This is a genomic window from Hymenobacter sp. UYCo722, from assembly GCF_040547115.1.
GTDB lineage: Bacteria > Bacteroidota > Bacteroidia > Cytophagales > Hymenobacteraceae > Hymenobacter.
On sequence record NZ_JBEPPC010000006.1, the window covers coordinates 19,009 to 43,554 of the forward strand.

The following is a 24,546-nucleotide window of genomic DNA, read 5'->3' on the forward strand; positions in this document are numbered from 1 at the left end:
GCCAAGGCACTTCGCGTGCAGCAGTAAATAATTTACTATCGCAACAAAGCGGGCGAGATGCTTCGGCTGCGCTCGGCATGACCGTTCTTTATCACATCACCACCCCATCGCCCGCGCACATGGCCAACCTCGTTTTGCTGCTGGTGTGTTTGGGGGCGGGGGCACTGTTGCGGCGCGCGCAGCTGGTGCCCTCGGGGGCGCACGCGGTGCTCAATCAACTCATTATTGTGCTGCTGCTGCCGGCGCTTACGTTTCTGCACCTGGCCGAGGCGCGGTTCGACCAACGGTTTTTGCTGCCAATGCTCATGCCCTGGCTGATTTTTGGGGTGGGCTGGCTGTTTTTCGCGGCGCTGGGGCGGCAGCTCCGGCTGGCGCGCGGCACCGTGGGGGCCCTAATTCTGACGGGCGGCATCAGCAGCGTCTCGTTTGTGGGGTTCCCCATTTTCGAGGCGCTCTACGGCAAGCAGGGCCTTGAGCTGGGCCTGGTGATGAGCCTGGCGGGCTCAGTGCTGGTGTCCGTCACGCTGGGGGTGGTAGTGGCCTCGTGGTATGGCGCGGCCCGTCCTTCGTGGCGGGGTATTGGGGCCAATTTGATGGGGTTTCCGCCATTTCTCGCCTTCGTGGCGGCGCTGGTGGCCCAGGCCGTGGGCTACCGGCACCCGGCGCTGGTGCGCGGCGTGCTGGAGAAGCTCAGCGCGCCGTTTCCGGTAGTGGCCTTGCTGTCGGTGGGTATGCAACTGCAGTTCCGGGTGCCGGCCGGGCGGGGACAGATGCTGGCCTGGGGCCTGGGCTACAAGCTGCTACTGGCCCCGCTGGTGGTGTGGGCCTTGTACGTGGGCGTGGCCCAGCAGCACGGCCCGGCCGTGGACCTGTGCCTGCTGGGAGCAGCCATTGGCCCCATGAACACGGCCGCCGTCATTGCCGACCGCTACGGCCTCGACCCACCCCTGGCCGCCCAAATGGTAGGCTTGGGCATTCCGCTCTCGCTTCCGCTACTGGCCCTGCTGGGCTGGTGGCTACACTAATGCAATGAGCAATGAGCAATGAGCAATGAGCAATGAGCAATGAGCAAAAGGAACGTCATGCTGAGCGCAGTCGAAGCATCTCTACCGCAGTAGTAATTCATTCCATTCAATGAAGCGGTAGAGATGCTTCGACTGCGCTCAGCATGACGTTCTGCTGGCTTCGCTTCAACGTTCTGCTGGCTTCGCTTCAACGTTCTGCTAACATTCTACTGACCTAGCTTTAACGTTCCGCTGCCGTTCTTCCACCCGTTATTCCCGCCAAGTACGCTATTCGCCCTGCTATCATGAAACTGAAAAAAATTGCCAAAAACCTAACCTTGTGGGTGCTGCTGGCCATTGTGGCCGGGGCGCTGCTGGGCCATTTCCGGCCGGCCCTGGCCGTGCAAATGGAACCGCTGGGCAAGCGCTTTATTGATGTGGTGAAGCTGTTCATCAACCCTATTATCTTTCTTACCATTACGCTGGGCATCAGCACAATGGGGGATTTGAAGAAGGTGGGGCGAATCGGGGGCAAGGCGCTGCTTTACTTTGAGGTTGTAACCACGCTGGCGCTGCTCATTGGCGTGGCCGTGGCGGCGGTAGTACGGCCCGGCGACGGCGTGAGCACGGGCAAACTCGACACCGGCAAAGTGGGCGAGTTCACGAAGCGGGCGGTCGAGTTTTCGTGGGGCCATTTCCTGGCCGACAACCTTACGCTGCAGGTGCTCATCGTGGCCATTGTGCTGGGCATCGCGCTCAGCAAATACGCCGGCCGCAAGCCCATCATTCACTTCCTGAAAGAATGCTCGAAGTACGTGTTCCGGGGGCTGCACCTGGTGATGCTGCTGGCCCCCATCGGCGCGTTTGGGGGCATGGCCTTCACCATTGGCAAGTACGGCATTGCTACGCTGCTGCCGCTGGGCAAGCTGATGGTGACGGTGTACCTGACGATGGCCGTGTTTATTTTCCTCATCCTGGGTAGCGTTCTGCGCTATTGCGGCATTGGCATGTGGTCGTTTCTCAAGTACATCAAGGCCGAGCTGCTGATTGTGCTGGGCACTTCTTCTTCCGAAGCCGGCCTGCCGGGCCTCATGGAAAAGCTGGAACGCATGGGCTGCGCCCAGCCAGTGGTGGGCCTGGTGGTGCCCACAGGCTACTCCTTCAACCTCGACGGCACCACGATTTACTTATCGCTGGCCACGTTGTTTCTGGCCCAGGTGTTCCACGTCGATTTATCAACCGGGCAAATCGTGACCATGATGGGCATTCTGATGGTGACGAGCAAGGGCGCGGCCGGCGTGGCGGGCAGCGGCTTCGTGGTGCTGGCCAGCACGCTTACGGCCATGAAGGTGATTCCGGTGGAGGGCCTGGCCCTGCTGCTGGGCGTGGACCGGTTTATGTCCGAAGCCCGCTCCATCACCAACTTCATCGGCAACGGCGTGGCCACCATCTTCCTGGCTCACAACGAGGGAGCCCTCGACCACGAGCAAGCCGTGGAGGCGCTGGGCAAGCGCCTCAAGCCACTGCGTTTCCGCAAAGGGTATACCAGCGGCGAGTACCTGGGCCAGGTGGCCGAGCAGGCCAGCGAAACGGCCCGCCTGCTGAAAAACAAAAAGTAGCGGGCTGCGCGGCCGGCTTCTTTTGCCAAAGCTGTTTAGAAAGTCGAAAGAACGGTCATGCTGAGCTGGTCAAAGCGTCTCTACCGTGCAAGTAACCAATTGCTATTGCAACGAAGCGGTAGAGATGCTTCGACCAGCTCAGCATGACGGCCTGATTGATTTTGACGACTTTCTAAACAGCTTCACATCCTGAATCAGCCCCGCCCGAATCCTCGTCGCTCCCCCGTGAACATTCTGATTGCGCCCGACTCGTTCAAGGATGCCCTGGCCGCGCCGCTGGTATGCGAGCATTTGCGGCACGGCCTGCACCGGACTTTCCCGGCGGCAACGTACCAGCTGCTGCCCCTGGCCGATGGCGGCGAAGGCACCCTCGAAACGCTGGCTGCCGTGCTCGGCGGCGAATTTGTGCCGGCCGAAGTGCACGACCCACTGTTTAGGCCCATCCGCGCCGAGTACCTGTGGCTGCCCGAAACGGCTACGGCGGTGGTGGAAATGGCCCGGGCCTCGGGCCTGGAGCGGCTGGCCCCCACCGAGCGCAATGCCGCCTGCACCACTACCCTGGGCACCGGCGAGCTGCTGGCCCACGCCCTCAACCGCGGGGCCCGCCACCTCGTGCTCACGGTGGGCGGCAGCGCCACCAACGACGCCGGCTTGGGCCTAGCCATGGCTCTGGGCTATCAGTTTTTCGACGGAAAGGGGCAAATCGTGCCGCCCACCGGCGAACACCTGGCCCGCGTGCACCGCATCGATGCCACGCGGGTGCACCCGCGGCTGGCTGCCGCCAGCTGCCGCGTGGTAACGGACGTGACCAATCCGTTCTTCGGGTCCACCGGGGCGGCCCATGTTTTTGCCGCCCAAAAAGGGGCCGATGCCGCCGCCATTGCCCACCTCGACGCGGGCCTGCGCGCCTTTGCCGACCTACTCGAGGCCACGTTCGGGCTAGCGGTGCAGCAGCTGCCGGGCAGCGGGGCCGGCGGGGGCATTGCCGGCGGGCTTCCTGCGGGCCCGCATCGGCTCGGCCGCCGACTGGGTGCTGGAGCTGACCGGGGCCGACGAGCTGTTGCAAGCTGCCGACTTGCTCATCACCGGGGAGGGCCGCGTGGATGGCCAAACCTGGCAGGGCAAGCTGCTGGGCCGCCTGCTGGCGCGGGCCGCCCGCCACGCGGTGCCCGTGGTGCTGGTGTGCGGCACCCTGCTCGAAATTGATGCCGTACTCGCCGACCCCAACGTGCTCTACGCCACCTCCATCCTCACCGAGCCGCTGCCGCTGGCCGAAGCCCTGCGCCGCACCCCGGCTCTGCTCGAAACCCAAGGGGCGTTATTGGGCCGGTTGCTGGCGCGGGGCGGCCTTCGCGTTGGGTCACCGTCATCGTAGCCATTGATGCTGAGTAGAACAGGGATAACAGCCTCACCATTGAACGGTCATGCTTCGACTGCGCTCAGCATGACGAAAAACAAGATTTCTAGAATAATAGAGTAATTCTAAAAGCTCCCACACTTTTTCCAACCACTTTCAATCCCCATTCCCATGAAAAACTACCACCTCGCCGTTTTCCCCGCCGACGGCATCGGGCCGGAAGTTATTGCGGCCAGCCGGCAGGTGCTGCGCAAGCTAGAGGAGTTGCACGGCGGCGTGCGCTTTGAGACGCGGGACTTCGACTGGGGGTCGGAACACTATGAAAAGACCGGGGCCATGATGCCTTTCGATGGGCTTCAGCAATTGGAAAAGGGTGGGTTTGAGGCTATTTTGATGGGGCCAGTGGGCAGCCCCACCATCCCCGACCACGTGACGCTGTGGGGGCTGCTGCTGCCCATCCGCCAGGGCTTCGACCAGTACGTGAACCTGCGGCCCATGCGCCAGCTCGACGGCGTGGCCTCGCCCCTACGCAACCCCGAGGGGCACCCCATCGACATGGTGTGCATCCGCGAAAACTCGGAGGGCGAGTACGCCGGCGTGGGCGGACGGGTGCACCGGCAGCGGCCCCAGGAGGTGGCGCTGCAGTCGATTGTGTTCACGCGGGCCGCCACGGAGCGCGTCATGCGCTTTGCCTTCGACTACGCACGGCAGCACGGCCGCCGGCTGGTGACCAACGTGACGAAATCGAACAGCATGCAGCATAACATGGTGTTTTGGGACGACATTTTTCAGGAAGTGGCCGCCGGCTACCCCGCCCAGGCCACCGACCAGCAGCTGGTGGACTCGATGACGGCCCGCATGGTGAGCCAGCCGGAAACGGTGGATGTATTCGTGGCCTCCAACCTGTTCGGCGACATCCTCACCGACCTGGGGGCGGCGCTCACGGGCAGCATGGGCCTGGCCCCGAGCGCCAACCTCAACCCCGAGCGGCGCTACCCCAGCTTGTTCCAGGCCATCCACGGCTCGGCCTTTGGTTTGGAGGGCAAAAACGTGGCCAACCCCATCGCCAGCATCTGGTCGGTGCAGCTGATGCTGGAATTTTTGGGCGAAACCGAACTGGCCTCCCGCCTCATGCACGCCATCGAAACGGTGCTGCGCGAGCAGCGCGTGCGCACCCGCGACCTGGGCGGCACCAGCTCCACCACCGACGTGACCGAGGCCGTGTGCCGGGCGCTGGAAACGGAGCCGGGAGTTGCAAAAAACTAATAGTTGGATAAAGCGAACCGTAGTTAGCACGTCATGCTGAGCACAGCCGAAGCATCTCTACCGCTTCGTTGAATACATTGGATTACTCCTGCGGTAGAGATGCTTCGACAAGCTCAGCATGACGTGCTTTTTATTCGGTAGGACATTCATTTTTGCTGTTTAGCATCGAGCACCAGTTCCAAACCGCTTCATCACCCGTAATGGATTCCAACCACCCGCCCCCCAGCTCTGCCAATATCCCAACATCAGCAGGATACGCGCAGCTGCCGGAGCTGCCGGCCCCGCAGCCGCCGGGGGTGGAGGCGCATTTTTTCCCGGGCTTCACGGTGCATGCCGTGGCCACGGCGGGGGCGGTCATCCACGTGCTGCGGGGCGGCAGCGGGCCGCCGCTGTTGCTACTGCACGGGCACCCCGAAACCCATGTAATGTGGCACAAGATTGCCGGGGAGCTGGCGCGCGACTACACGGTGGTGCTGCCCGACCTGCGCGGCTACGGCGACTCGGGTAAGCCCGCCAGCGACTCCGGCCACTGCCCTTATTCCTTTCGCAGCCTGGCCCAGGACCAGGTGGAGGTGATGGCGCATTTCGGCTTCGACACTTTTTTCCTGGCTGGGCACGACCGGGGCGGGCGCGTGGCGCACCGCCTCTGCCTCGACCACCCCGGGGCCGTGCGCAAGGTGTGCGTGCTCGACATCGCTCCTACCCTAACCATGTATAACGACACCAGCCAGGAATTTGCCACGCGCTACGTATGGTGGTTTTTCCAGATTCAGCCTACCCCGGTGCCTGAAAACCTGATTGGCTTCGACCCAGCCTACTACCTGCAGCACCACCTCGCCGTGCAAAACAAAACGCCCGGCGCCATCGCGCCCGAAGCCCTGCGTGAGTACCTGCGCTGTTACTGTTGCCAGGCCACCATCCACGCCGTGTGTGAGGACTACCGCGCCGCCGCCAGCATCGACCTAGCCCACGACCGGGCCGACGACGCGGCCGGCCACCGCGTAACAGCCCCGCTGCTGGCCCTGTGGGGCGCGCGCGGCACGGTGGCCCGCCTCTGGAACGTGCCCGCCACCTGGCAGGCCAAGGCTACCACCGTTACGGGCGCAGCCCTGGATTGCGGCCACTTCCTGCCCGAGGAGCAACCCGAAGCGGTGCTGGCTCATTTACGGGCCTTTTTTCGGGACTGAATGCGGGTTTAGACCGTCATGCTAATAACTTTTTTTGGAACAGGTACGGCGTGGCTGATATACCCGCCGCCGCCCGACCTTTGCCGGCGTGGAACCCGCAACCCTGACTCAAGCCGCCCCGCTGCCCGCCCCCGCGCGCGTGCCCATCCGCTTCGACCGCAACGAGCTGGCCGGCGCGTTCGGCGACCTCGGCACCGACTTGCCGCTGCTCATCGGCGTGATTGCCGCCTCGGGCATCGACAGTGCCTCGGTGCTCATCCTGTTTGGGCTCATGCAGGTATTCACCGGGCTCTGGTACCGAATGCCCATGCCAGTGCAGCCGCTGAAGGCCTTCGCGGCGCTGGTTATTGCCCAGAAAATTCCCGGTCGGGTCATTTTCGGCGGTGGGTTGGCCATTGGCATCAGCATGTTTTTTCTGTCGATAACGGGACTGATTGACGTACTGGCGCGGCTGGTGCCCAAGGCCGTGGTGCGCGGCATTCAATTCGGGCTGGCCCTGCAGCTGGCCACGCTGGCCCTCACCAAGTACGTGGGCGCGGATGGCGCGGCGGGCTACGCGCTGGCGGCAGCGGCCTTTACGGTTACGGTGGTGCTGTTTGGCAACCGGCGCTGGCCGGCGGCGCTCATTGTCATTGCCTTGGGCGTGGCGTATGCGCTGGCATTCAAACTCGATTTTGCCACCGCCCAGAAGGCCGTGGGCCTGCACCTGCCCACCTGGCACCTGCCCCAAACGGCCGATATTCTGACCGGAGCCGTGCTGCTGGCGCTGCCCCAGATTCCGCTCTCGCTCGGCAATTCCATTCTGGCCACCAAGCAAGTGGCGCAGGACTTATTCCCCGAGCGGAAGCCCCTCACCATCAAAAAAATCAGCTTCACCTACGCCCTGATGAACCTGGTAAATCCCTTTTTTGGCGGCTTTCCGGTGTGCCACGGTTCGGGCGGCATGGTGGGGCACTATGCGTTTGGCGCGCGCACGGGCGGCTCGGTGGTTATCTACGGCAGTATTTTCCTGCTGATGGGCTTGTTTTTCAGCCAGGGCTTTGCCGATGTGGTGCAGATTTTCCCGCTGCCGGTGCTGGGAGTGCTGCTGCTCTTCGAGGCGCTGTCGCTGGCCACGCTGCTGCGCGATGTCAGCACCCAACGCGCCGACTTATTGGTGGCACTGCTGGTGGGGCTGCTCTGCGCCGGGCTGCCCTACGGCTACCTAGTGGGGCTGATTGTGGGCACGGCCATTTACTACGCCATGCAGCGCGGCTGGGTGGGGCTGGGGAAAGGCTTATAGCACACGTTTTAACTTGTGCCGTTACAGCGGTGGCCGGGCACAAGCTAAAAGGCCCTTTGGCTAATCCACTGTCGCAGCAGGCCCCGCGTCGTTGCTCTTGCGTAGCGGCAGCTCGGGAATAAAAAGCGTCAGGATAAACCCGCCCACGACCAGGAAAATATTGAAGAAATACACCCGCGAAATGGCCTTGGCAAACGCCGCCTGCGCCACCGGATTGGGCCCCGCCTTGGCAGCCGATTTTAGCGCCGGCCCTTCGGCCACCACTGTTTGCCGGGTGGCCAACGGGCTGGCCGCGGCGGGCATGTTTTGGGCCAGCGTGAGGGTGAGCACCATGCCCAGCGCCGAGGCCGCGATGGCCCCGCCAATCTGCCGAAAAAACTGGCTGGCCGACGTGGCCTGGCCCATGAGGGGCGGGGCGGTGGCATTTTGCACGGCCAGCGTGTAGAGCGGCATGGTGGGCCCCAGCCCCAGCCCGCAAATGGTTAAGTAGATGAGCACCTGATAATACTGCACCGTACTCGGCATAGTAGCCAGCAGCGACAAGCCCACGAGCAGCAGCGCGAGCCCGGCCAGCATCCAGCGCTTGTAGTGGCCGAAACGCGACACCATCTGGCCCGCCAGCAGCGAGCCCGTGACGACGCCCAGCGACAGCGGAATAAGGCTCGCTCCGGCCCGCGTGGCCGACTCGCCCAGCACATTCACCATGAACAGCGGCTCGAAAATGATGACGCCCAAAAACGCCCCGCCCATGAGAAACAGCGCCGCGTTGGCCGTCCGAAAAACCTTGTTTTTAAACAGGCTGAAGTTGAGAATTGGGTTTTCGTGCCGCAGGCTGCGGACCACGAACAGGCCTAGCGCCACCACGGCCACGCCCAGCAGGCCCAGCGTGAGCGGGGCCGTCCAGCCATACTGGGTTTTGTTGAGCTGCAAGGCCACCACCAGCGGCCCCAGGCCCGCCATCAGCAACACGGCGGAAAAGAAATCGAACGGCTTGGGCTCGGTGCGGGGGCGAAGGGGCGGCATTTGGGTGATGATGAACCAGAGGGCCAGCAGGCCCAGCGGCAGGTTCACGTAGAACACCAGCCGCCAGCCGGCTACCCCCGGAATCAGCCCCGTGCCCCGGTCGGTGAGAAAGCCACCCAGCAGCGGCCCCAGCACCGATGAGGTACCGAACACGGCCCCCGTAAACCCCTGGTAGCGCCCCCGCTCGGCCGGCGCAAACAAGTCGGCGATGATGATGAAGGCCATGGCAAACAGCCCCGCCCCGCCAAAGCCCTGAATGGCCCGGAACACCACTAGTTGGTTCATGCCATCGCCCACCAGCGGCAGCGGGCCAAACTCACCGGCCAGCCCGCACAGCATCGACCCCACCAGGAAAATACTTACCGCCACAATCTCAATTGTGCGCCGCGAGTACATGTCCGACAGCTTCCCGTAGATGGGCACCAGCGCCGTGCTGGCCACTAGATAGGCCGTGGCTACCCACGTAAACCGGTCGAGGCCGTGCAAATCGGCCGCAATGCGCGGCAGGGCGGTGGAGACGATGGTCTGGTCGAGCGCCCCCAAAAACATCGCCAGCAGAATACCGGCGAGGGTAAGCATTTTCTGGCGATGGGTGAGGTTTTCAGTCAAGGCTTTTGAATGTTAGAAGTCTAGCGCATAAAAGAACGTCATGCTGAGCGCAGCCGAAGCATCTCTACCGCGTAAGTATCCTAATTACTATTGCGGTAGAGATGCTTCGGCTGCGCTCAGCATGACGTTCTACCTCTACGCGGCAGGCGCTAAATGTTATAGCAGCCCCCGAATCCAGCCCCCGTCTACGGGAATGGACGTGCCGGTGATGTAGCTGGCCCGCTCCGAGCACAGGAAGGCAGCCAGGGCCGCAAACTCCTTCGGCTCGCCCAGCCGGCGCATGGGAATTTCATTTTCCCAGCGCGCCGTAGCCTCGGCGGCCGAAATCCCTTCCCGCGTGGCAGCGGCTTCGGCCAGGCCCACTACCCGCTCGGTGCGGGTGTAGCCAGGCAGGATGTTGTTGACCGTGATGCCCTGGGCGGCTACTTCGGTGGCCAGCGTGCGGGCCATGCCCGTCACGGCCGCCCGCAGGCTGTTGGAGAGCATAAGGTTGGCCACCGGCTGCTTCACCGAGATAGAGGTGATGTTCAGAATGCGGCCCCAGCCCCGCGCCTGCATGCCGGGTAGTACGGCGCGCGTCAGCTCCACCACGCTGGTGAGAAGCAGGCTGGTGGCGGCCTCCCACTGGGCGGCGCTCAGCGTGTCGAAGGTGCCGGCGGGCGGGCCGCCGGCGTTGGTCACCAGAACATCGATGCGGCCGAAGCGAGCCAGGCCGGCTTCCACGAGGCGGGCCACGGCGGCGGGGTCGGCCACGTCGGTGGCTAGGCCCAGTACCGGCGTACCATGGGCTTGCTCGATAGCGGCGCAGGTTTCCTGGAGCGCCACGTCGTGGCGGGCGCAGAGAATAAGCGACGCGCCTTCGGCGGCCAGCTCTTCGGCCACGGCGCGGCCCAAGCCCTGGCTGGCGGCGGCCACCAGCGCGACTTTTCCTTTTAGTCCGAGGTCCATAATTGGGCTATTTCAGGCGCAGGTAGTCGTCCGATTTGTCGAGCCAGTCCTGGCGGGGCGGGCTGAAAATATCCACGTCGAGCGTGTCTTCGATGGCTTCGGCCTTGTGGGGCACGTTGCCCGGAATGTGCAGTACTTCGCCCACGCCCACCACGATGGGCTCGGTATCTTCGGAGCCAATCCAGAAGCGCAACGCCCCTTCGAGGATGTAGGTAATCTGCTCGTTGTGGTGCTGGTGCAGGGGGACGATGGTGCCTTTTTTGAGGTAGACGTGGGCCAGCATCATCTTCTCGCCCGTGATGAGGCGGCGCGAGAGTTGGTCGGTCACCTGCTCTTTGGGCATGTCGTCCCAGGTGTATTTGGTGGCGGTTTGGGGGTTTTCCATTGGGTATGTGAATTGAGTGGGATTTATTAGAACGTCATGCTGAGCATTCCGCGTATCAAGCGGCGACGGAGCGCAGTCGAAGCATCTCTACCTCAATACTAACCTAAATGTTGGGATTACTTGCGCGGTAGAGATGCTTCGGCTGCGCTCCGCATGACGTTTCTTCCGTCTTTTCACTTATCGCTGACCACTCCCTACACCCGCACCCGGCTCGCCACGGCCGACACGGCCAGGCCCATTACCGCAATCAGCGCAAACGACACCCGCAGGCTCGTCGCGCCCGCCACGAAGCCAATCACCGGCGGCCCCAGCAGAAACCCGAAGAAGCCAATCGTGGAAACTGCCGCCAGCGCCATCCCGGCCGACATGTGGCTCGACTTGCCCGCCGCCGAGTACACCAGCGGCACCACCGCCGACGTACCAAAACCCACCAGCAAAAAGCCCAGCAGCGCCGTGGGCAGCGTGGGCCAGGCCACGGCAATGCTCAGCCCGGTGGCCGTGAGCAAGCCGCTGAGCTGAATAACGCGCTTCGGCCCGAGGCGGTGGGCCAGCCAGTCGGCCCCGAAGCGACCCGCGGCCATGGTACTCATGAAGGCCGTGTAGCCCGCGCCCACCCAGTCCTTGTCGGCGTGAATCACCTTCTTGAAATACACCCCGCTCCAGTCGAACATGGCTCCCTCGCAGATGAGCGCGCAGAAGGCAATGGCCCCCAGGCCCAGCAGCTCCTTATCAGGCTTCACGAAGATGGGCTGGTTGGGGTCGACGCCGCTGTCTTCGCGCACGGTGAAGCCGGCGCTCACCGCCAGCCCCACCAGAATAAACAGCGCAATGAAGACAAAATGCACGCCCGGTGGCACCGCGTGGCCAATCATAAACGAACCCACGGCCGCCGCCACAAACCCCGCCAAGCTCCACAGCCCATGAAAAGAGGCCATGATGGGCCTGTGCTGATAAAGGCGTTCCACGCCCACGGCCTGGGTATTCACCGAAATATTGGTGAGGTTGCCCCCGATGCCGAACAGCGCCAGGCACGGCACCAGCTGGTAGAGGCTGCTGGCCCAGCCCAGGCCCACCAGCGCCACGGCGTAGAGTACCACGCCGCCCAGCACCACCTTGCGGCTGCCTTCTTTGGCCACCAGCCAGCCAGCTAGGGGCAGCGACAGCAGCTGCCCCAGCGGAATGGCCAGCAGCACGCCGCCCAATTCTGCCTCCGAAATACCCATTTTTTGCTGCACGCTCGGAATGCGCGAGGCCCAGCTGGCGAAGCACAACCCCAGCAGAAAAAACAAGGCACCCACGGCCCTGCGGTGGGTTTTGCGCGACAAACCGCGCGGCGAAACACTATCCAACGTCATCATGCGCAAGCGGCCGCCCCCCTACCCGGGTGGGCGGCCCTATTTTTACGCAAGTTCGGCAGTGGCGGCCGGCACGGGCCCCGCGGCGGCCGCCAAGTCGGCCGCAATGCGTGCGCTCACCTCCCTAAGCAGGCCGGTTACCTGGGCCACCACGGGCTGCACGGCCGCCAGCTCAAACGGCTCGGGCCACTCGTTCAGAAGCTCGACGGGGGGCAGAATGTGCAGAGCACGCAGGTGCGTCAGGTTGGGGCGCAGGGTGTGGGCCGTGGCGCGCAACTGCCGCACGTCGGCCTCGCGCACACCTAGGGCAAAGCCGGCGATGGCTTCATCGCAGCTTTCCACGAAGGTTTCCAGCATGAAGCGCACGAACTCCAGGTCGCCCTGGCCTACGTGCAGCAGCTCGTCGGTCTGGTAGAGCGGGGCGGTTTCGCCAGCTGCCTCGGCGGCCGGCGTGGCCCCATTTGCCACTGGCAGCGCGGCTTCCGGCTCCGGCGCAACCGCAGACGTGAGCTCGCGCTCGGCCGGGCTCAGAGACGGGCACACCACCCAGCGGCTCACCTTGCGCAGCAGCTCATCTTCGCGGAAGGGCTTGGTGAGATAATCATCCATGCCGGCACTCAGGCACTTCTCGCGCTCGCCCTTGATGGCATTAGCCGTGAGGGCCACGATGGGCACGGTCAGGCCCAGCTGCTGGCGCAGCAGCGCCGTGGCCGCGTAGCCATCCATCACCGGCATCTGGATGTCCATCAATATCAGGTCGAAGTCGTGCTTTTGGGCCAGGTCTACGGCCACGGCCCCATTCTCGGCCTCGGTCACCTCCACGAAGGCATGGTCGAGGAAGGTTTTGGCGATTTGGCGGTTGAAGCGGTTGTCTTCCACCAGCAGCACGCGCTTGGCGCGCAGCTCGGGCAGTAAGTGGCCGTTGGGCGGCAGGGTGTCCCGGGCCACCAGGTCGGCGGGGGTGCCCACGGGCAGCGGCAGCACGAAGCGCATCACGGTGCCCTTGCCCTTCACGCTTTCGGCTTCTACGTCGCAGCCCATCAGCTGCAGCAAGTTGCGGCTGATGCTCAGGCCCAGGCCCGTGCCGCCGTACTTGCGCGTCACCGACGAGTCTTCCTGGCTGAATTCCTGAAACAAACTCCGCACGAACTCCGGCTCGATGCCGATGCCCGTGTCGGCCACCCGGAACTCGACGGCAGCCCGGCCGTCGGGGCCGGTGCCCACCAGGTCACAGGTCAGCGTCACGCGCCCGGTTTCGGTGAATTTGATGGCGTTGCCGGCCAGGTTCAGTAGCACCTGCCGAATGCGGTAGGGGTCGCCGATGAGCACGGGCGGCACCGTGGCGGCCACGCGGGTCACCAGGTTCAGGCCTTTCTCCACGGCTTTGTAGTGCAGGGTCTGCTCCACTTCGGCCAGCAGGTGGCTGGGCGTGAAGCCCACCTCCTCCAGCGTCATCTTACCGGCTTCGAGCTTGCTCAAATCCAGAATATCGTTGATGATGACCAGTAGGTGCTCGGCCGAGGTGGTAATGGCCTGGCGGTAGCTGTCCTGCTCGGGGGCGAGCACCGTTTTGGCCAGCAGCTGGCTCATGCCCAGAATGGCGTTCATGGGCGTGCGGATTTCGTGGCTCATGTTGGCCAGAAAAAGCTCCCGGGCCCGCACCGCCGACTCGGCCGCCAGCTTGGCGTGGCGCAGCTGCCGCTCGGTGTTCACGCGGTCGGTGATGTCGAGGCCGTAAGCCACAATCAGCCGGGGCGAGCCGTCGGCGTTGAACACGGGCTGCATGCAGCGCAGCTGGTGCACCATGCCCTCGGGCCGGTCGAAGGTCTCATCAAACGTCACCAGCTTGCCCGACTCGTAAGCCTGGTTGATGTGGCGTTGCCGCCCTTCGGCGATTGACATAGCGTGGCCATACTGCCGGCAATAATCGAAATTATCTTTGCCGATTACCCAGGCCCGTTTGGCGGCATCTTTAATACCCGTCGCGTTCACGAACATATAGCGGCCGGCCTCGTCGAACACGCCGATGTCGCAGGGCAGGCGGTCGAGCACGAACTCGTAGAAGGCCCGCTGCTCGGCCAGCCTTTCCTCGGCCTGTCGGCGCTTGGTGATGTTAGAACCCGTGCCCACCACCATTTGCAGGGAACCGTCGGCGGCAAAGACGGGCACAAACTGCCGCCGCATTTGCTGCGGCCCGCTGGCCGAGGGCAGGGTTTCTTCCCAAATAGCTTCGCCCCTGGTTGCTATTACCTGCTGAAAGGCCTTGCGCCGCGTCTCAGCCAGCTCCACGGGCCGGCCCCGATAGGCGCAATAGTCAAAATCGTCTTTGCCAATAATCCACTCCCGCAAAGCCGGGTCGCTGAAACACTGCTCGTTCACGAACAGGTAGCGGTGGTCGGCGTCGAAAATCACCATTTCCACCTTCATCTGGTTGATGGCCGTGGTGAAAAACGCCCGCTGGTCGGTCAGGCGCAGCTGGAGCTGGCTGGTTTGGGCCTGCTGCTGCGCTGTGCGGTGGCGCTGCTCGGTTACGTCCCGGAAACTTGCCAAGTGGCCCAGCGCTTCATCGGGCTGCACAATATATTGCATTTCCACAATGCGCCCGTCCAGCAAGTGAAACTCCTCATTCGCGGCACTTCGCTTGCCCGTACGCAAAGCGCGCAGCCGGGCCACGAAAGCGGTTGGCTCGCGGAAACAGTGCTGAATGGCCGCGACTACGTCTGTCTCCAGACCGTGGAATCCGGGGTCGGCCGGCAGCCCAAACAGCTCGCGGCACAGTCGGTTGGTGGCCAGCACCCGCCCCTGTGCGGTAGTCAGCAACAAGGCCTCACCCGCTGCCTGCATCAGCATCGAGAACCGTGCTTGATGCGCATGATTTTCGGCTTGCGCCTGAGCTAGCGCCAGCCGCAAATCGGCTATTCGTTCAGCATCAGTCTGGCCTTCCTCGCCGGCGCGCGGCAACTCGGCAGAAGCTAAATTGGGAGAGTTATAATTATTGTAAAAAACAACCATATTTTAAATAAAAGTCGCCGGATATAATTAGCAAATGTACAATAATCATCTAAATCAACCTATTCATAATCTATTCATTAGGCGATATTTTCGCTACTATTTATTCCTCATAAATTGCAATCAATCACGGCTTCTTTGCCGGCTATTGAAGCACGGAATATTCACAACTAAGTTGCTTAACTTCGCGGTGGGCGCAGCAGGTGCATTACCCCTCACGTTATTATCGGCTACGGCCCGCGTGCCAGGCAGACGGTAGCGTTAACATTGGACTGGTAGCTAGCGCAGCAAGCGCGCCATCTGCCGCCGGTAGTCGGGGTTGTCGGTCATTTGGTTGTGGCCGGCCCCAGGAAGCAAAATGAGCTGGTCGCCGGGCTTCAGCAAGGCGCGAAGCAGCTGCGAAGCGGAGGCCGGAATTACCCGGTCGCGGTTGCCATGAAACAGCACCACGGGCGCGCGCACCCGGCCAATCAGCTCGTTGGTGGGCATGGGGTAGCGCAAGATAAAGCCCGGCACAAACGGGTAGAGCCGCGCCGCCATGTCGCGCATGCTGAAGTAGGGAGCCTGCAAAATCAGCAGTTTCGGATGGTGGTGGGCGGCCAGCCACGTAGCCGGCCCGGTGCCGAGGGAGTAGCCCAGCACAACCGTGCGGCGCTCCGGGTATTCGGGCCGCAGCCGCTGGTACACGGTATCCATGTCGGCCAGCAGTTGGGCCTGGCTGCCGATGCGGCCACCGCTTTTGCCGTAGCCCCGATAATCGGGCAGGAACACGTCGTAGTGCAGGGCGGTGTAGGTGGCCGCCACGTCGCCCCAGCTGTCGAGTGCGCCGCCGTTGCCGTGCAGGTAAAATATCAGTCCTTTTGAACCCGGCGCTTTAAAGAGCAGGCCGTGCAGGCGGGTACCGTCGGCGGCGGTGGCCCAGCGCTCCTCAAACTGGCCGGGGAAGTGAAACCGATAGCTGGCCGGTAGCTGGGTGGGCGCAAACAGCAGCTTTTCCTGCTCGAAATACAGCACCCCGCACAGCAACACGTACAGCTCCGCCACCACGCCCACCACACTCAGCACAACTTTCATAGGCAGCCGGCCGCAGCCACGGGAAGCACCTGCTTTCCAGGCTGACAAGGTAAAGCCCGGGACCGCTAAAGCCCCTACCCCCCAATCGTCGCCATGCTCTCGAAGCTGAGCTGGTGCAGGGGCCGCTGCCGCTCGGCCTCGAAGCCATTGGCGGCCCGGTAGCGGAAGGCGTCGCTGAGAGCGGCCACGATGTCGGCATCGGAAGCGCCGCCGCGCAGCAGGGCGCGGGTATCGAGCACGCCCTGGTCGTAGAGGCAGGTTTTGATGCCACCCTCGGCCGTGAGGCGCAGGCGGTTGCAGGTGCCGCAAAACGTGCGTGAGTAAGCCGCGATAATGCCCACCGTGCCCAGATGCCCGGCCATGCGGTACTCCGAAGCCGTGGCCCCGGCCGCCATGCTTAGTGGCAAGAGCGCGCCAAAATGGTCCTCCAGGTGCTGGCGGATGCGGACGTGGTTCCAGGGCAGGGAGGCGGGGCCGGCCGCGTGGCTGCCGCCGTTGAAGGGCATTTCCTCAATAAAGCGCACGTCCACCGGCAGGTCGCGGCTGAGGCCAGCCAGCGGAATAAGGTCGCCGATGTTCTGGCCGTCCATCACCACGGCGTTGATTTTCACCTGTATACCCGCCTCCAACAGGGCGTGGAAGGTTTCCATCACCTTGGGCAACTCGTCACGCCGCGTAATTTGGAAGAACCGCTCCCGGTCGAGGGTATCGAGGCTGAGGTTCACGGCTTTCACGCCCAAGCGGGCCAGGGCGGGCACGTGCGGCGCAGTGAGCACGCCGTTGGTCGTCAGGCTAATGTCGTCGATGCCGGGCAGCTGGGCCAGGCGCTCCATGAAGGGCACCAGGTCGCGCCGCACAAAGGGCTCGCCGCCCGTCAGGCGCACTTTGCGCACGCCCAGGCCGGCCAGCAGGCCCGTCAGGCGCAGCATTTCTTCGTAGCTCAGCAGCTCGTGCTTGGGCATGTACTTGATGCCTTCTTCGGGCATGCAGTAGAAGCAGCGCAGGTTGCAGCGGTCCGTCACGGCCAGGCGCAGGTATTCCAGCGGGCGGCCGTGTTGGTCGAAGAGGGGCGTAACGGCCGACGCGGCCGGAGCGAGGAGAGATGGAAGCACGTTTATCACCAATTTTGCCCGGCTGTACGTAAGACAGCCGGCTTGCGGTAAACCCAGAACGCGGAAAAGGTGTTCAGGCCCCAGCCCAAAGTACCGCTAGCGGCCGGTTTTCGCCCCAGAATTTACGTCGAAAGATATGTCATTAAAAGTCGCCCTCTTCGGCATCACCCGCGACATCGTGGGCACGTCGGTAATAGAGCTGCCCGCTCCCGCTCCCGCCACCGTAGGCGAGCTACTGGCCGAAATGCGCCGCCAGTACCCCGCTCTGGGCGACCTGCGCAGCTGCGCCGTAGCCGTGAATAACGAATACGCCAGCAACGACCACCCGCTGCACACCGTGGACGAAATTGCCCTCATCCCGCCCGTGGCTGGCGGCTAGTTTTCAGTGAACAGTGAACAGTGAGCAATGAACAGTGTCGTTCAGCAAGCTCCTGGCAACTGTTCATTGCTCACTGTTCACTGTTCACTGATTAATGACCCCTACCCTCTCCATTACCGACCAGCCCATTGACGTGGCCGCCGCCCTCGCGGCCGTGCAAACCGACGCCGCCGGGGCCGTCAACGCCTTCATCGGCACAGTGCGCAACCAGTCGGGCGGGCGGCCGGTACGCCGGCTGCACTACGAGTCGTACGACAGCATGGCCCTCACGCAGCTGGGCCACGTCGTTTCGCAGGCCTACGAGCAGTGGCCCATGCTGCAGGAAGTGGCCGTAGTGCACCGCAAAGGCACTTTGGAACTCGGCGACGTGGCCGTGGTAGTGGCCGTAGCCACACCGCACCGCGCCGAAAGCTTCGCCGCCTGCCAGTTCATCATCGACACGCTGAAACAGGTGGTCACCATCTGGAAGCGCGAGGAATATGAGGACGGCACAGAATGGGTGGCGGCGCACCCGTAATCGGGCGCGGCCCTGTCATGCTGAACGCAGTGAAGCATCTTGTCACGCTCGAACGAGTTGTTCCAACGTGACAAGATGCTTCACTGCGTTCAGCATGACAGGTCCGCACTCACCGTGACCAGCCAACGTTACACCGACTTTACTTGCTCGGAATCAGATACCCCAGTGAGAGCTGGAAGGCCGAGTGGCGGGCATTTTTAAGGTCGCCGTTGAAGTAGGTGCTGTTGTCGGATTTCACGAAGTCGCTGAAGGCCCCGGTGTAGCGTAGGCTCAGGCTGAGGCCATTTTCGGCTTCGTAGCCCACGCCGGCCAGGTAGCCCAACTCGTTGCGGTTGAGGCCGCTGACGTCGGTTTTGTTCTGCGACTCGGCCGTGCTGGGCGTACCGCCGAGGGCGGGCGTGGTCGTGGTTTTGGTCTGGTTGTTGGCGCTCAGCAGGTAAGAATACTGCGGGCCGACTTCGAAGATGAGGCCCGAGGCGCGCACTTTCAGCAGCACGGGCACATCGAGGTAGTTGTAGTTCACCTGGCCCTCGCGCTTCTGCTTGGCCCCGAGCAGGCCGGTATACTCGGTGGGCTTATTTTCGAAGCCTTTCTGCGAGTACAGAATTTCGGGCTGGAGCGACAGGAAACCGTCCTGAATCAGCGGTACGTTGAGCATTACGCCCCCCAGAAAGCCAATTTTATTGTTGTAGGTATCCTGGTTTTTGAGGTTGCCGGCCAGGTTGGAATAGTTGGCTCCGGCGCGCAGCCCGAGGCGCACGCTCTGGGCCTGAGCCGATGAAACAGCGGCCGTGGCCAATAGCGCGGCAGCTACGATTGCAGTCTTTTTCATAATGAAATAGGGTTGGTTGATAAGACGTGTCGCCGGCCCGTCCATCAAAAACGTGCCAACGCGCGGCCCTAACGCTCATTGCAGGGATAATAGTCTGAACCGCAGGCCAAAAAATAACCGCCGGTTGGGCGGTCACTTTCTGGCAGCTGCCAACGCGGCGGTTCAACGCGGCCGGCGGCTACTTAGCCCCAATCAGTTGCACGGCCTTTTCCAGCACTTCATCGCGCCCGGCCCGGATGCCGGCGATGGTGGGTGCCGCCACTACGTCGGGCACGATGCCCACGCGCTGGGTTTCGCGGCCGTCGGGGTAGTAAATACCGAGGCCGCTAATCCAGGTCGAGATATTGCCGGGCAGGACGATGGTCGACACGTTGCCGTCGGCCCCGGCGGTGGTGCTGCCCACCACTTTGGCCCCCGGCACCGCGCGCAACGCCATGGATGTGTACTCCGACTGGCTCTGGCTCAGCTCGTTTACCAGAATAACGACCTGGCCTGCGTAGGGTGCTTCCTTGGTGCCGGGCACCGACAGCACCGGCGTGTGCAGAAACATGCCCGGGTACATGGGCTGCGGCTCACTGAACCGCACGAAGGGCACGGGCTTCGCCGACAGATACTTCGTGAGCGAGAACACCACAAACTCGGCCGGGTAGTTCCGAATGTCAATTACGAGGCCTTTGGTGTTCTGCAACTTTGCCATGGCCTCGGGCAGCTCGGCCTGCTTCACAGTACCCAGCGAGAGGTAGCCCACGTTGTCGGGCAGCAGTTTCCAGAACGGAGCTTTGGGGTCGGGCGTGCCGTTGTTCAGGGCCAGGTTGAGCTGAGCGGCGGGCACGCGGGCAACGGCAACGGAGAAGTTGCGGCCGGCGCGGCGCACCAGCAGCGTGGCTTTGTCGGAAGGCCCGCGCAGCAGGTCGCGGGCAATGTTGCGCAGCTGGGTGGGCTCGTTCGAGGCCGGGGCCAGCACCTGGCGGGCCTTCACCATATCGGCCACTTTCGCGCCATCCACTTGCAGCACCACGTCGCCTTTTTGCAGGCCCGTGGCGGGGCCCAGCGTTTCGTGGAAGTAGCCCGTCACCACGGCCTGGCCTTCCACGAAGCGCACCTGCACCGGCGCGTGAAACGTGCCCCGGTAAGTAGCCAGAATCTGGTCGCTGCCATAAATATTGGCGTGGGTGTCGTGGATGCGGGCAATGATGGCCAGCGCCGCCAGCCGGTACTGCTCGTCGGTGCGGGCGGCGGCGAACTGCGGAATAAACTCGGGCAGCACCGGCTGCCAGTCCTCCCCAATGGCGTAGCGGTAGGGGAAGAAATAGGCAATCATGTTCCAGTAGCGGTACAGGGCCAGCAGGCGCAGGCCGGCATCGGGGGTGGCGGGCCGGGCGTAGGTTTCCTCGTGCAGAAACAGCGGATTGCCGATGTTGGGGGCACCGCGCACGTAATAGTGCGGGCCCTGGTTACGGTTCTGGCGCAGGTACTCCAGCTGCTGGCTGAGGGCGGGGCTGAGCTGGCTTTTATCGGTCAGCCAGGCTAGGTCGGGCTGCAGGCGCACCTTGTCGGGGGCCGGCTCGCGGCAGGTGAGGCAGGCCGGCACGGGGCCCAGGCCGGCGAGCCAGGCGCTGAGCACGGTGCTGCGCTCATCCCTGGTTTTGCTGGCCAGCACCTTGGGCAGGATGCGCAGCATCTCCGCATCCAGGTTGTAGTCGCCGCGGGCCACGGCCGGATGGTAATACTTCACGAAGCCCCAGACCCGGCCCAGCACGGCGAGGTTATCGATTTGCGGTTTGGTGAGGTTGTCGAGCGTGATGCCGGAGCCGTGGCGGAAAGCGGTATCCTGCTCGGCCTTGTAGTGTTTCACGATTTTGGGCGGGGCCTGGACCAGCGGCTGACCATCCACGGTCAGGCTCAGCTGGTCGAGCCACAGGGTGCCGAGGGCGGGCAGCAGTCCGCCCAGCATAATCGTCTGGGCCTCATCGCTCAGCGGCAATTCAATGGTGAAGCGCTGCCAGTCGAAGGAGCCGTGCAGGTTCTCTTTCTGCATGTTGTTGAAGGCCAGCGTACCGCCGTCGCCATCGACGCGCAACCAGAGGCCGGCAAAGCCCTCGCGCACGTTCTCGGCCTTGAGGTAGCCGGTCAGCTTCAGGGTTTTGCCCCGGAAGCCGACCGGCATTTGCAGCCGCGCCACACCGAAACTGGCGGCATCGTGCACCGCCGTTTCCGACTGAATGCGCACGGCGTAGCGCCCCTCGTGCCGCACCACCGAATCGGTCGCCACGCGGTAGCTTTTATCGGTGGGCAGCACCCAGCCCGCTGGCAGCCGGGTTTTGGGGTCGAGCTGCTCAAAACTCAGGTTCGGCGCGGGCGGAATAGTTTGAGCAAGCGTAGTGGTCTGCGCGGCCAGCAGCAGCACCAGGGAGAGGAAAGGAAGCTTCATGCCACGAAGATGAATGACACGGGCATAAAGTTGCTCGCCTTCCCTTATATATTCTGAGCTTATTGTTCTGGCTACCGACGCGGCTCCAGCTCCCGCGTGGCGGCGGCCCGCTCCTCCGGCGTGTTCACGTTGCGCAGCTCGTCGGGCGCGGGGGGGCTCAGCAATTCGATATCGGAGTTGATGAGCGCCTTACGGGGGCAGGAGTAGCCCAGGCTCAGAAACCGCAGCAGCTGCCCGTAGCCGCGCGGCTCCCAGATACTGACCAGCGGCTCCGGAAACGCATCCCACGGGCTGCGGAACGAGGTGGCCAGGCGGGCCGGCTGGCGGTTGCTCACCAGGTATTCCAGCGTGTCGCGGGTGAGGAAGGGCAGGTCGCAGGCCAGCACCAGCCACGCCGCGTTGGGGTCGGCCTGGAAGGCCGACAGGATGCCCCCCAGCGGGCCCAGGTTCAGGAAAGTATCGGGCAGGGCGATGAGGCCGGCGGGCAGCTCGCTCGCCTGGTCGGGCCGCACGGACACGCGCACGCCGGGGCAGAACTCGGCCAGCAGCGCGGCCGTGTGTTGGCGCTGGTCGAGGCCGTGGTAGTGGAGCGCACCCTTGTCGGTTTGCATGCGCTCGCTGCGGCCGCCGGCCAGCACGAGGCCGCGCAGCACCGGCACCGCCAGCAGGTACCACTGCCGAATAAAGGCCGCAATTTTGGCGGTATCGGCCAGCGGCAGCACGGGCGGCAGCGGGGCGGCGCTGAGGTGCGCCAGCAGCACGGCGGGCAGCTCGGTCTGGCCCTCCGCCAGCAGAATCAGGCGCACGTCGGTGAGGCGGTCGAGCTTCTTATCCAGCGGCTTGCGCGGGTCGACGATGACGACCTGCTGGCGGGCGCGGAAGTGGTTACCATTCACCAGCACCACGCTTTCGTGGGCCAGCAGCTCGGGCTGCGAGAACTTATCCAGCGCCCGCGTAATATTGAGCTGGCGGTAGGTGATTTTATCAACCAGCTCCGCAGAGAGGCCGTTTTCGGCCACGTAGGGCACGGGTTTAGCAGGCGCAGCTGTTGCTTCTTCAGCAGCGGCAGAATCGCCGGCGGCGTGGTCGGCATCGACGTAAGCTACGCGCAGCGCCGGGGCCAGCAACGGCAACAGCCGGGCCACCAGGGTTTGGATATCGCCGCAGGGCGCGCCGAGAATGGCCAGCTCATGGCGGCCGAATTCGCCTATATCGGGACGGGCCAGGGCGGCGTGCTTGGTGCGTTTTACGCTTGAGGTTGCGCTACTTTCCATGATAAAAGTTACGAATTTTCGCTGCGATGAAAGTCCTTTTTGCCGCCGGTTTTCTCGATAAGCTGCACGCCCTCGATGGAAATATCGTGCGAAAACGCCTTGCACATGTCGTAAATGGTGAGGGCGGCCACGGTGGCCCCGGTCAGGGCTTCCATCTCCACGCCGGTGCGGCTGGTGACCACGGCGGTGCACACCACGCGCAGGGCGTCGGAACCGTCGGGCTCGATGGTGATGCGGCAGTCATCGAGGCCCAGCGGGTGGCAGAGGGGAATAAGGTCGGCGGTTTTTTTGGCCCCCATAATGCCCGCCAGGATGGCCGTGTGGATAACCGGGCCCTTGTGCGAGGGCATCTCGCCGGCTTGCACGCGGCCCAGCAACTCCTCGCCCAGCACCACGCGGCAGTGGGCGCGGGCCACGCGGCGGGTGGGGGTTTTGGCCCCCACATCCACCATCGTGGGCTGGTTGGCGGCGTTGACGTGGGTAAAATTCTTGGTCAGCATAGGTCGTAGCGACGCATATTTGCGTCTAATCGTTAGCGGGGCGGGTGCAAAATAACCTCACCGTATCCAACCTCCGGCTGCGGCAGAATTGTTAATAGCTAACTCGGCGGCCAATTGTTTCGCCGCAAACTATTGCGCCAAGCAGCCGTTTTGTACCCAGCGCCGGGCCAAAACGCCCCCGGCTGCCTTGGCGACATCTGCCGCGCCAGCCCCTTCGGGCTGCGCCATTCCCCTCCAATTTCATCATGTTCAATACCGCATTAGTAGTTGGTGCCAGCGGCATCATCGGCAGCAACCTGGCCCAAGAGCTGCTGGCTCAGCAATGGCCCACTTATGGCCTGGCCCGTCGGCCCAGTACCGCCATCGCCGGCCTGCAGCCCGTGGCCGCCGATTTAATGGACGTCGCCAGCTTGGAAAAGGCGCTGGCTGCTATTGCCCCCACGCACGTCTTCATCACCAGCTGGATGCGCAATGACACCGAGGCCGAGAACATCCGCGTGAACAGCGCCATGGTGCGCAATCTGCTGGCCGTCCTCGGCCCGAAGCACTCAGTGCAGCACGTAGCCCTGGTGACCGGCTTGAAGCATTATCTGGGGCCATTTGAGGCCTACGTGAGTGGTGGGGTGCCGCCCCCCACCCCGTTGCGTGAGTCGCAGCCCCGGCTGCCGCTCGACAATTTTTATTACGCCCAGGAAGACGAAGTATACGCCGCAGCCAAGCGCGATGGCTTCACCTGGAGCATCCACCGGCCGCACACCATTATAGGCAAAGCCGTGGGCAACCTCATGAACCTGGGCACCACGCTGGCCGTGTACGCCAGCATCTGCAAGCAAACCGGCCGCCCCTTTTGCTGGCCCGGCTCGCAGGCGCAGTGGGACGGCTTGTCGGACGTGACCGATGCCCGAGTCATCGCCAAACAACTGGTGTGGGCCGCCACCACCGAAACCGCCCGCAACGAAGCCTACAACGTGGTGAACGGCGATATTTTCCGCTGGAGCCAGCTGTGGGGCCGTCTGGCCGAATGGTTCGGCATTGAGCCCGTCGGCTTCGATGGCACCATTCATCCGCTCGAAGCAGAAATGGCCGGCGATGCGGACCTATGGCGTGACATCGCCACAAAAAATGACCTTACCGAGGCCGACCTGAGCCGCTTGGCATCGCCCTGGCACACCGATTTAGACCTGGGTCGGCCCATTGAAGTGATGACGGATATGGCCAATAGCCGCAAGCGGGGCTTCACGGTGTATCAAAGTACGGAGGATTCCTTTTTTGACTTGTTTGCCCAGCTGCGCGAAGACCGGCTGATTCCGTAGGCGCTGCAGAAAGGCACCCAGCCCGTCATGCTGAGCGCAGCCGAAACATCTCTACCGCACAAGTAATCAA

Annotated in this window: 20 protein-coding genes and 1 pseudogene; 10 read left to right on the forward strand and 11 right to left on the reverse strand. The window is 63.4% G+C overall.

Annotated elements, in window-relative coordinates; genetic code table 11:
• Nucleotides 1-77: 77 nt before the first annotated feature.
• The 7 genes and pseudogenes from ABIB44_RS14445 to ABIB44_RS14475 all read left to right on the forward strand — a co-directional run bounded on the left by ABIB44_RS14445 (nucleotide 78) and on the right by ABIB44_RS14475 (nucleotide 7,715).
• Nucleotides 78-1,025, forward strand: coding sequence for an AEC family transporter (locus ABIB44_RS14445; RefSeq protein WP_354585358.1), 948 nt, complete (start codon nucleotides 78-80; stop codon nucleotides 1,023-1,025).
• Nucleotides 1,026-1,315: 290 nt separating this feature from the next.
• On the forward strand, nucleotides 1,316-2,623 hold the full coding sequence (locus ABIB44_RS14450) for a cation:dicarboxylate symporter family transporter (protein ID WP_354585577.1): 1,308 nt from the start codon (nucleotides 1,316-1,318) through the stop codon (nucleotides 2,621-2,623).
• A 225-nt stretch (nucleotides 2,624-2,848) separates the two neighbouring features.
• A pseudogene (locus ABIB44_RS14455) lies at nucleotides 2,849-3,562 on the forward strand (glycerate kinase); the annotation flags it as partial.
• Nucleotides 3,563-3,605: 43 nt separating this feature from the next.
• Entirely contained in the window at nucleotides 3,606-3,998 is a 393-nt protein-coding gene (locus tag ABIB44_RS14460; RefSeq protein WP_354585359.1) for a glycerate kinase, read from the forward strand.
• 153 nt (nucleotides 3,999-4,151) lie between these two features.
• On the forward strand, nucleotides 4,152-5,246 hold the full coding sequence (locus ABIB44_RS14465) for a tartrate dehydrogenase (RefSeq protein WP_354585360.1): 1,095 nt from the start codon (nucleotides 4,152-4,154) through the stop codon (nucleotides 5,244-5,246).
• Nucleotides 5,247-5,446: 200 nt separating this feature from the next.
• On the forward strand, nucleotides 5,447-6,433 hold the full coding sequence (locus ABIB44_RS14470; protein WP_354585361.1) for an alpha/beta fold hydrolase: 987 nt from the start codon (nucleotides 5,447-5,449) through the stop codon (nucleotides 6,431-6,433).
• An 88-nt stretch (nucleotides 6,434-6,521) separates the two neighbouring features.
• Nucleotides 6,522-7,715: a putative sulfate/molybdate transporter gene (locus ABIB44_RS14475; protein WP_354585362.1), complete on the forward strand. Its 1,194-nt coding sequence runs from the start codon at nucleotides 6,522-6,524 to the stop codon at nucleotides 7,713-7,715.
• A 60-nt stretch (nucleotides 7,716-7,775) separates the two neighbouring features.
• Here the strand turns inward: ABIB44_RS14475 and ABIB44_RS14480 are convergent, their stop codons facing one another.
• The 7 genes from ABIB44_RS14480 to moaA all read right to left on the reverse strand — a co-directional run bounded on the left by ABIB44_RS14480 (nucleotide 7,776) and on the right by moaA (nucleotide 17,230).
• Nucleotides 7,776-9,347: an MDR family MFS transporter gene (locus ABIB44_RS14480; protein ID WP_354585363.1), complete on the reverse strand. Its 1,572-nt coding sequence runs from the start codon at nucleotides 9,345-9,347 to the stop codon at nucleotides 7,776-7,778.
• Between the two features lie 156 nt (nucleotides 9,348-9,503).
• Nucleotides 9,504-10,295, reverse strand: a complete 792-nt coding sequence (locus ABIB44_RS14485) for an SDR family oxidoreductase (RefSeq protein WP_354585364.1) — start codon at nucleotides 10,293-10,295, stop codon at nucleotides 9,504-9,506.
• A gap of 7 nt (nucleotides 10,296-10,302) precedes the next feature.
• On the reverse strand, nucleotides 10,303-10,680 hold the full coding sequence (locus ABIB44_RS14490) for a cupin domain-containing protein (protein WP_354585365.1): 378 nt from the start codon (nucleotides 10,678-10,680) through the stop codon (nucleotides 10,303-10,305).
• 194 nt (nucleotides 10,681-10,874) lie between these two features.
• A complete protein-coding gene (locus ABIB44_RS14495; RefSeq protein WP_354585366.1) occupies nucleotides 10,875-12,005 on the reverse strand; it encodes an MFS transporter in 1,131 nt (376 codons plus the stop codon).
• A 75-nt stretch (nucleotides 12,006-12,080) separates the two neighbouring features.
• Nucleotides 12,081-15,047 carry a PAS domain-containing hybrid sensor histidine kinase/response regulator gene (locus tag ABIB44_RS14500; protein ID WP_354585367.1) on the reverse strand — a complete coding sequence of 989 codons (2,967 nt, stop codon included), beginning with the start codon at nucleotides 15,045-15,047 and terminating at the stop codon, nucleotides 12,081-12,083.
• 276 nt (nucleotides 15,048-15,323) lie between these two features.
• Nucleotides 15,324-16,118, reverse strand: a complete 795-nt coding sequence (locus ABIB44_RS14505; protein ID WP_354585368.1) for an alpha/beta hydrolase — start codon at nucleotides 16,116-16,118, stop codon at nucleotides 15,324-15,326.
• Between the two features lie 74 nt (nucleotides 16,119-16,192).
• Complete coding sequence (gene moaA / locus ABIB44_RS14510) at nucleotides 16,193-17,230, reverse strand: GTP 3',8-cyclase MoaA (protein WP_354585369.1); 1,038 nt, start codon at nucleotides 17,228-17,230, stop codon at nucleotides 16,193-16,195.
• Nucleotides 17,231-17,366: 136 nt separating this feature from the next.
• Between moaA and ABIB44_RS14515 the strand changes: the two genes are divergently transcribed.
• The gene (locus tag ABIB44_RS14515) at nucleotides 17,367-17,609 is read left to right on the forward strand and encodes a MoaD/ThiS family protein (RefSeq protein ID WP_354585370.1); all 243 of its coding nucleotides are present in this window, start codon (nucleotides 17,367-17,369) and stop codon (nucleotides 17,607-17,609) included.
• A 94-nt stretch (nucleotides 17,610-17,703) separates the two neighbouring features.
• The gene (locus tag ABIB44_RS14520; RefSeq protein ID WP_354585371.1) at nucleotides 17,704-18,126 is read left to right on the forward strand and encodes a molybdenum cofactor biosynthesis protein MoaE; all 423 of its coding nucleotides are present in this window, start codon (nucleotides 17,704-17,706) and stop codon (nucleotides 18,124-18,126) included.
• A gap of 139 nt (nucleotides 18,127-18,265) precedes the next feature.
• Here the strand turns inward: ABIB44_RS14520 and ABIB44_RS14525 are convergent, their stop codons facing one another.
• The 4 genes from ABIB44_RS14525 to moaC form a co-directional block, all read right to left on the reverse strand.
• On the reverse strand, nucleotides 18,266-18,958 hold the full coding sequence (locus ABIB44_RS14525) for a porin family protein (protein ID WP_354585372.1): 693 nt from the start codon (nucleotides 18,956-18,958) through the stop codon (nucleotides 18,266-18,268).
• Between the two features lie 178 nt (nucleotides 18,959-19,136).
• Nucleotides 19,137-21,389, reverse strand: a complete 2,253-nt coding sequence (locus ABIB44_RS14530) for a S41 family peptidase (protein WP_354585373.1) — start codon at nucleotides 21,387-21,389, stop codon at nucleotides 19,137-19,139.
• A 71-nt stretch (nucleotides 21,390-21,460) separates the two neighbouring features.
• Nucleotides 21,461-22,663 carry an NTP transferase domain-containing protein gene (locus tag ABIB44_RS14535; RefSeq protein WP_354585374.1) on the reverse strand — a complete coding sequence of 401 codons (1,203 nt, stop codon included), beginning with the start codon at nucleotides 22,661-22,663 and terminating at the stop codon, nucleotides 21,461-21,463.
• 8 nt (nucleotides 22,664-22,671) lie between these two features.
• On the reverse strand, nucleotides 22,672-23,163 hold the full coding sequence (gene moaC, locus ABIB44_RS14540; protein ID WP_354585375.1) for a cyclic pyranopterin monophosphate synthase MoaC: 492 nt from the start codon (nucleotides 23,161-23,163) through the stop codon (nucleotides 22,672-22,674).
• A gap of 245 nt (nucleotides 23,164-23,408) precedes the next feature.
• Between moaC and ABIB44_RS14545 the strand changes: the two genes are divergently transcribed.
• Entirely contained in the window at nucleotides 23,409-24,476 is a 1,068-nt protein-coding gene (locus tag ABIB44_RS14545; protein WP_354585376.1) for an SDR family oxidoreductase, read from the forward strand.
• Nucleotides 24,477-24,546 lie beyond the last annotated feature (70 nt).

Bases quoted from the DNA above. Each gene is read 5' to 3' on its own strand.
- ABIB44_RS14490 (WP_354585365.1), bottom strand. From the start codon at position 10,680: ATGGAAAACCCCCAAACCGCCACCAAATACACCTGGGACGACATGCCC.
- ABIB44_RS14485 (WP_354585364.1), bottom strand. From the start codon at position 10,295: ATGGACCTCGGACTAAAAGGAAAAGTCGCGCTGGTGGCCGCCGCCAGC.
- ABIB44_RS14445 (WP_354585358.1), top strand. From the start codon at position 78: ATGACCGTTCTTTATCACATCACCACCCCATCGCCCGCGCACATGGCC.
- ABIB44_RS14505 (WP_354585368.1), bottom strand. From the start codon at position 16,118: ATGAAAGTTGTGCTGAGTGTGGTGGGCGTGGTGGCGGAGCTGTACGTG.
- ABIB44_RS14515 (WP_354585370.1), top strand. From the start codon at position 17,367: ATGTCATTAAAAGTCGCCCTCTTCGGCATCACCCGCGACATCGTGGGC.
- ABIB44_RS14535 (WP_354585374.1), bottom strand. From the start codon at position 22,663: ATGGAAAGTAGCGCAACCTCAAGCGTAAAACGCACCAAGCACGCCGCC.
- moaC (WP_354585375.1), bottom strand. From the start codon at position 23,163: ATGCTGACCAAGAATTTTACCCACGTCAACGCCGCCAACCAGCCCACG.
- ABIB44_RS14500 (WP_354585367.1), bottom strand. From the start codon at position 15,047: ATGGTTGTTTTTTACAATAATTATAACTCTCCCAATTTAGCTTCTGCC.
- ABIB44_RS14465 (WP_354585360.1), top strand. From the start codon at position 4,152: ATGAAAAACTACCACCTCGCCGTTTTCCCCGCCGACGGCATCGGGCCG.
- ABIB44_RS14520 (WP_354585371.1), top strand. From the start codon at position 17,704: ATGACCCCTACCCTCTCCATTACCGACCAGCCCATTGACGTGGCCGCC.
- ABIB44_RS14530 (WP_354585373.1), bottom strand. From the start codon at position 21,389: ATGAAGCTTCCTTTCCTCTCCCTGGTGCTGCTGCTGGCCGCGCAGACC.
- ABIB44_RS14470 (WP_354585361.1), top strand. From the start codon at position 5,447: ATGGATTCCAACCACCCGCCCCCCAGCTCTGCCAATATCCCAACATCA.
- ABIB44_RS14545 (WP_354585376.1), top strand. From the start codon at position 23,409: ATGTTCAATACCGCATTAGTAGTTGGTGCCAGCGGCATCATCGGCAGC.
- ABIB44_RS14525 (WP_354585372.1), bottom strand. From the start codon at position 18,958: ATGAAAAAGACTGCAATCGTAGCTGCCGCGCTATTGGCCACGGCCGCT.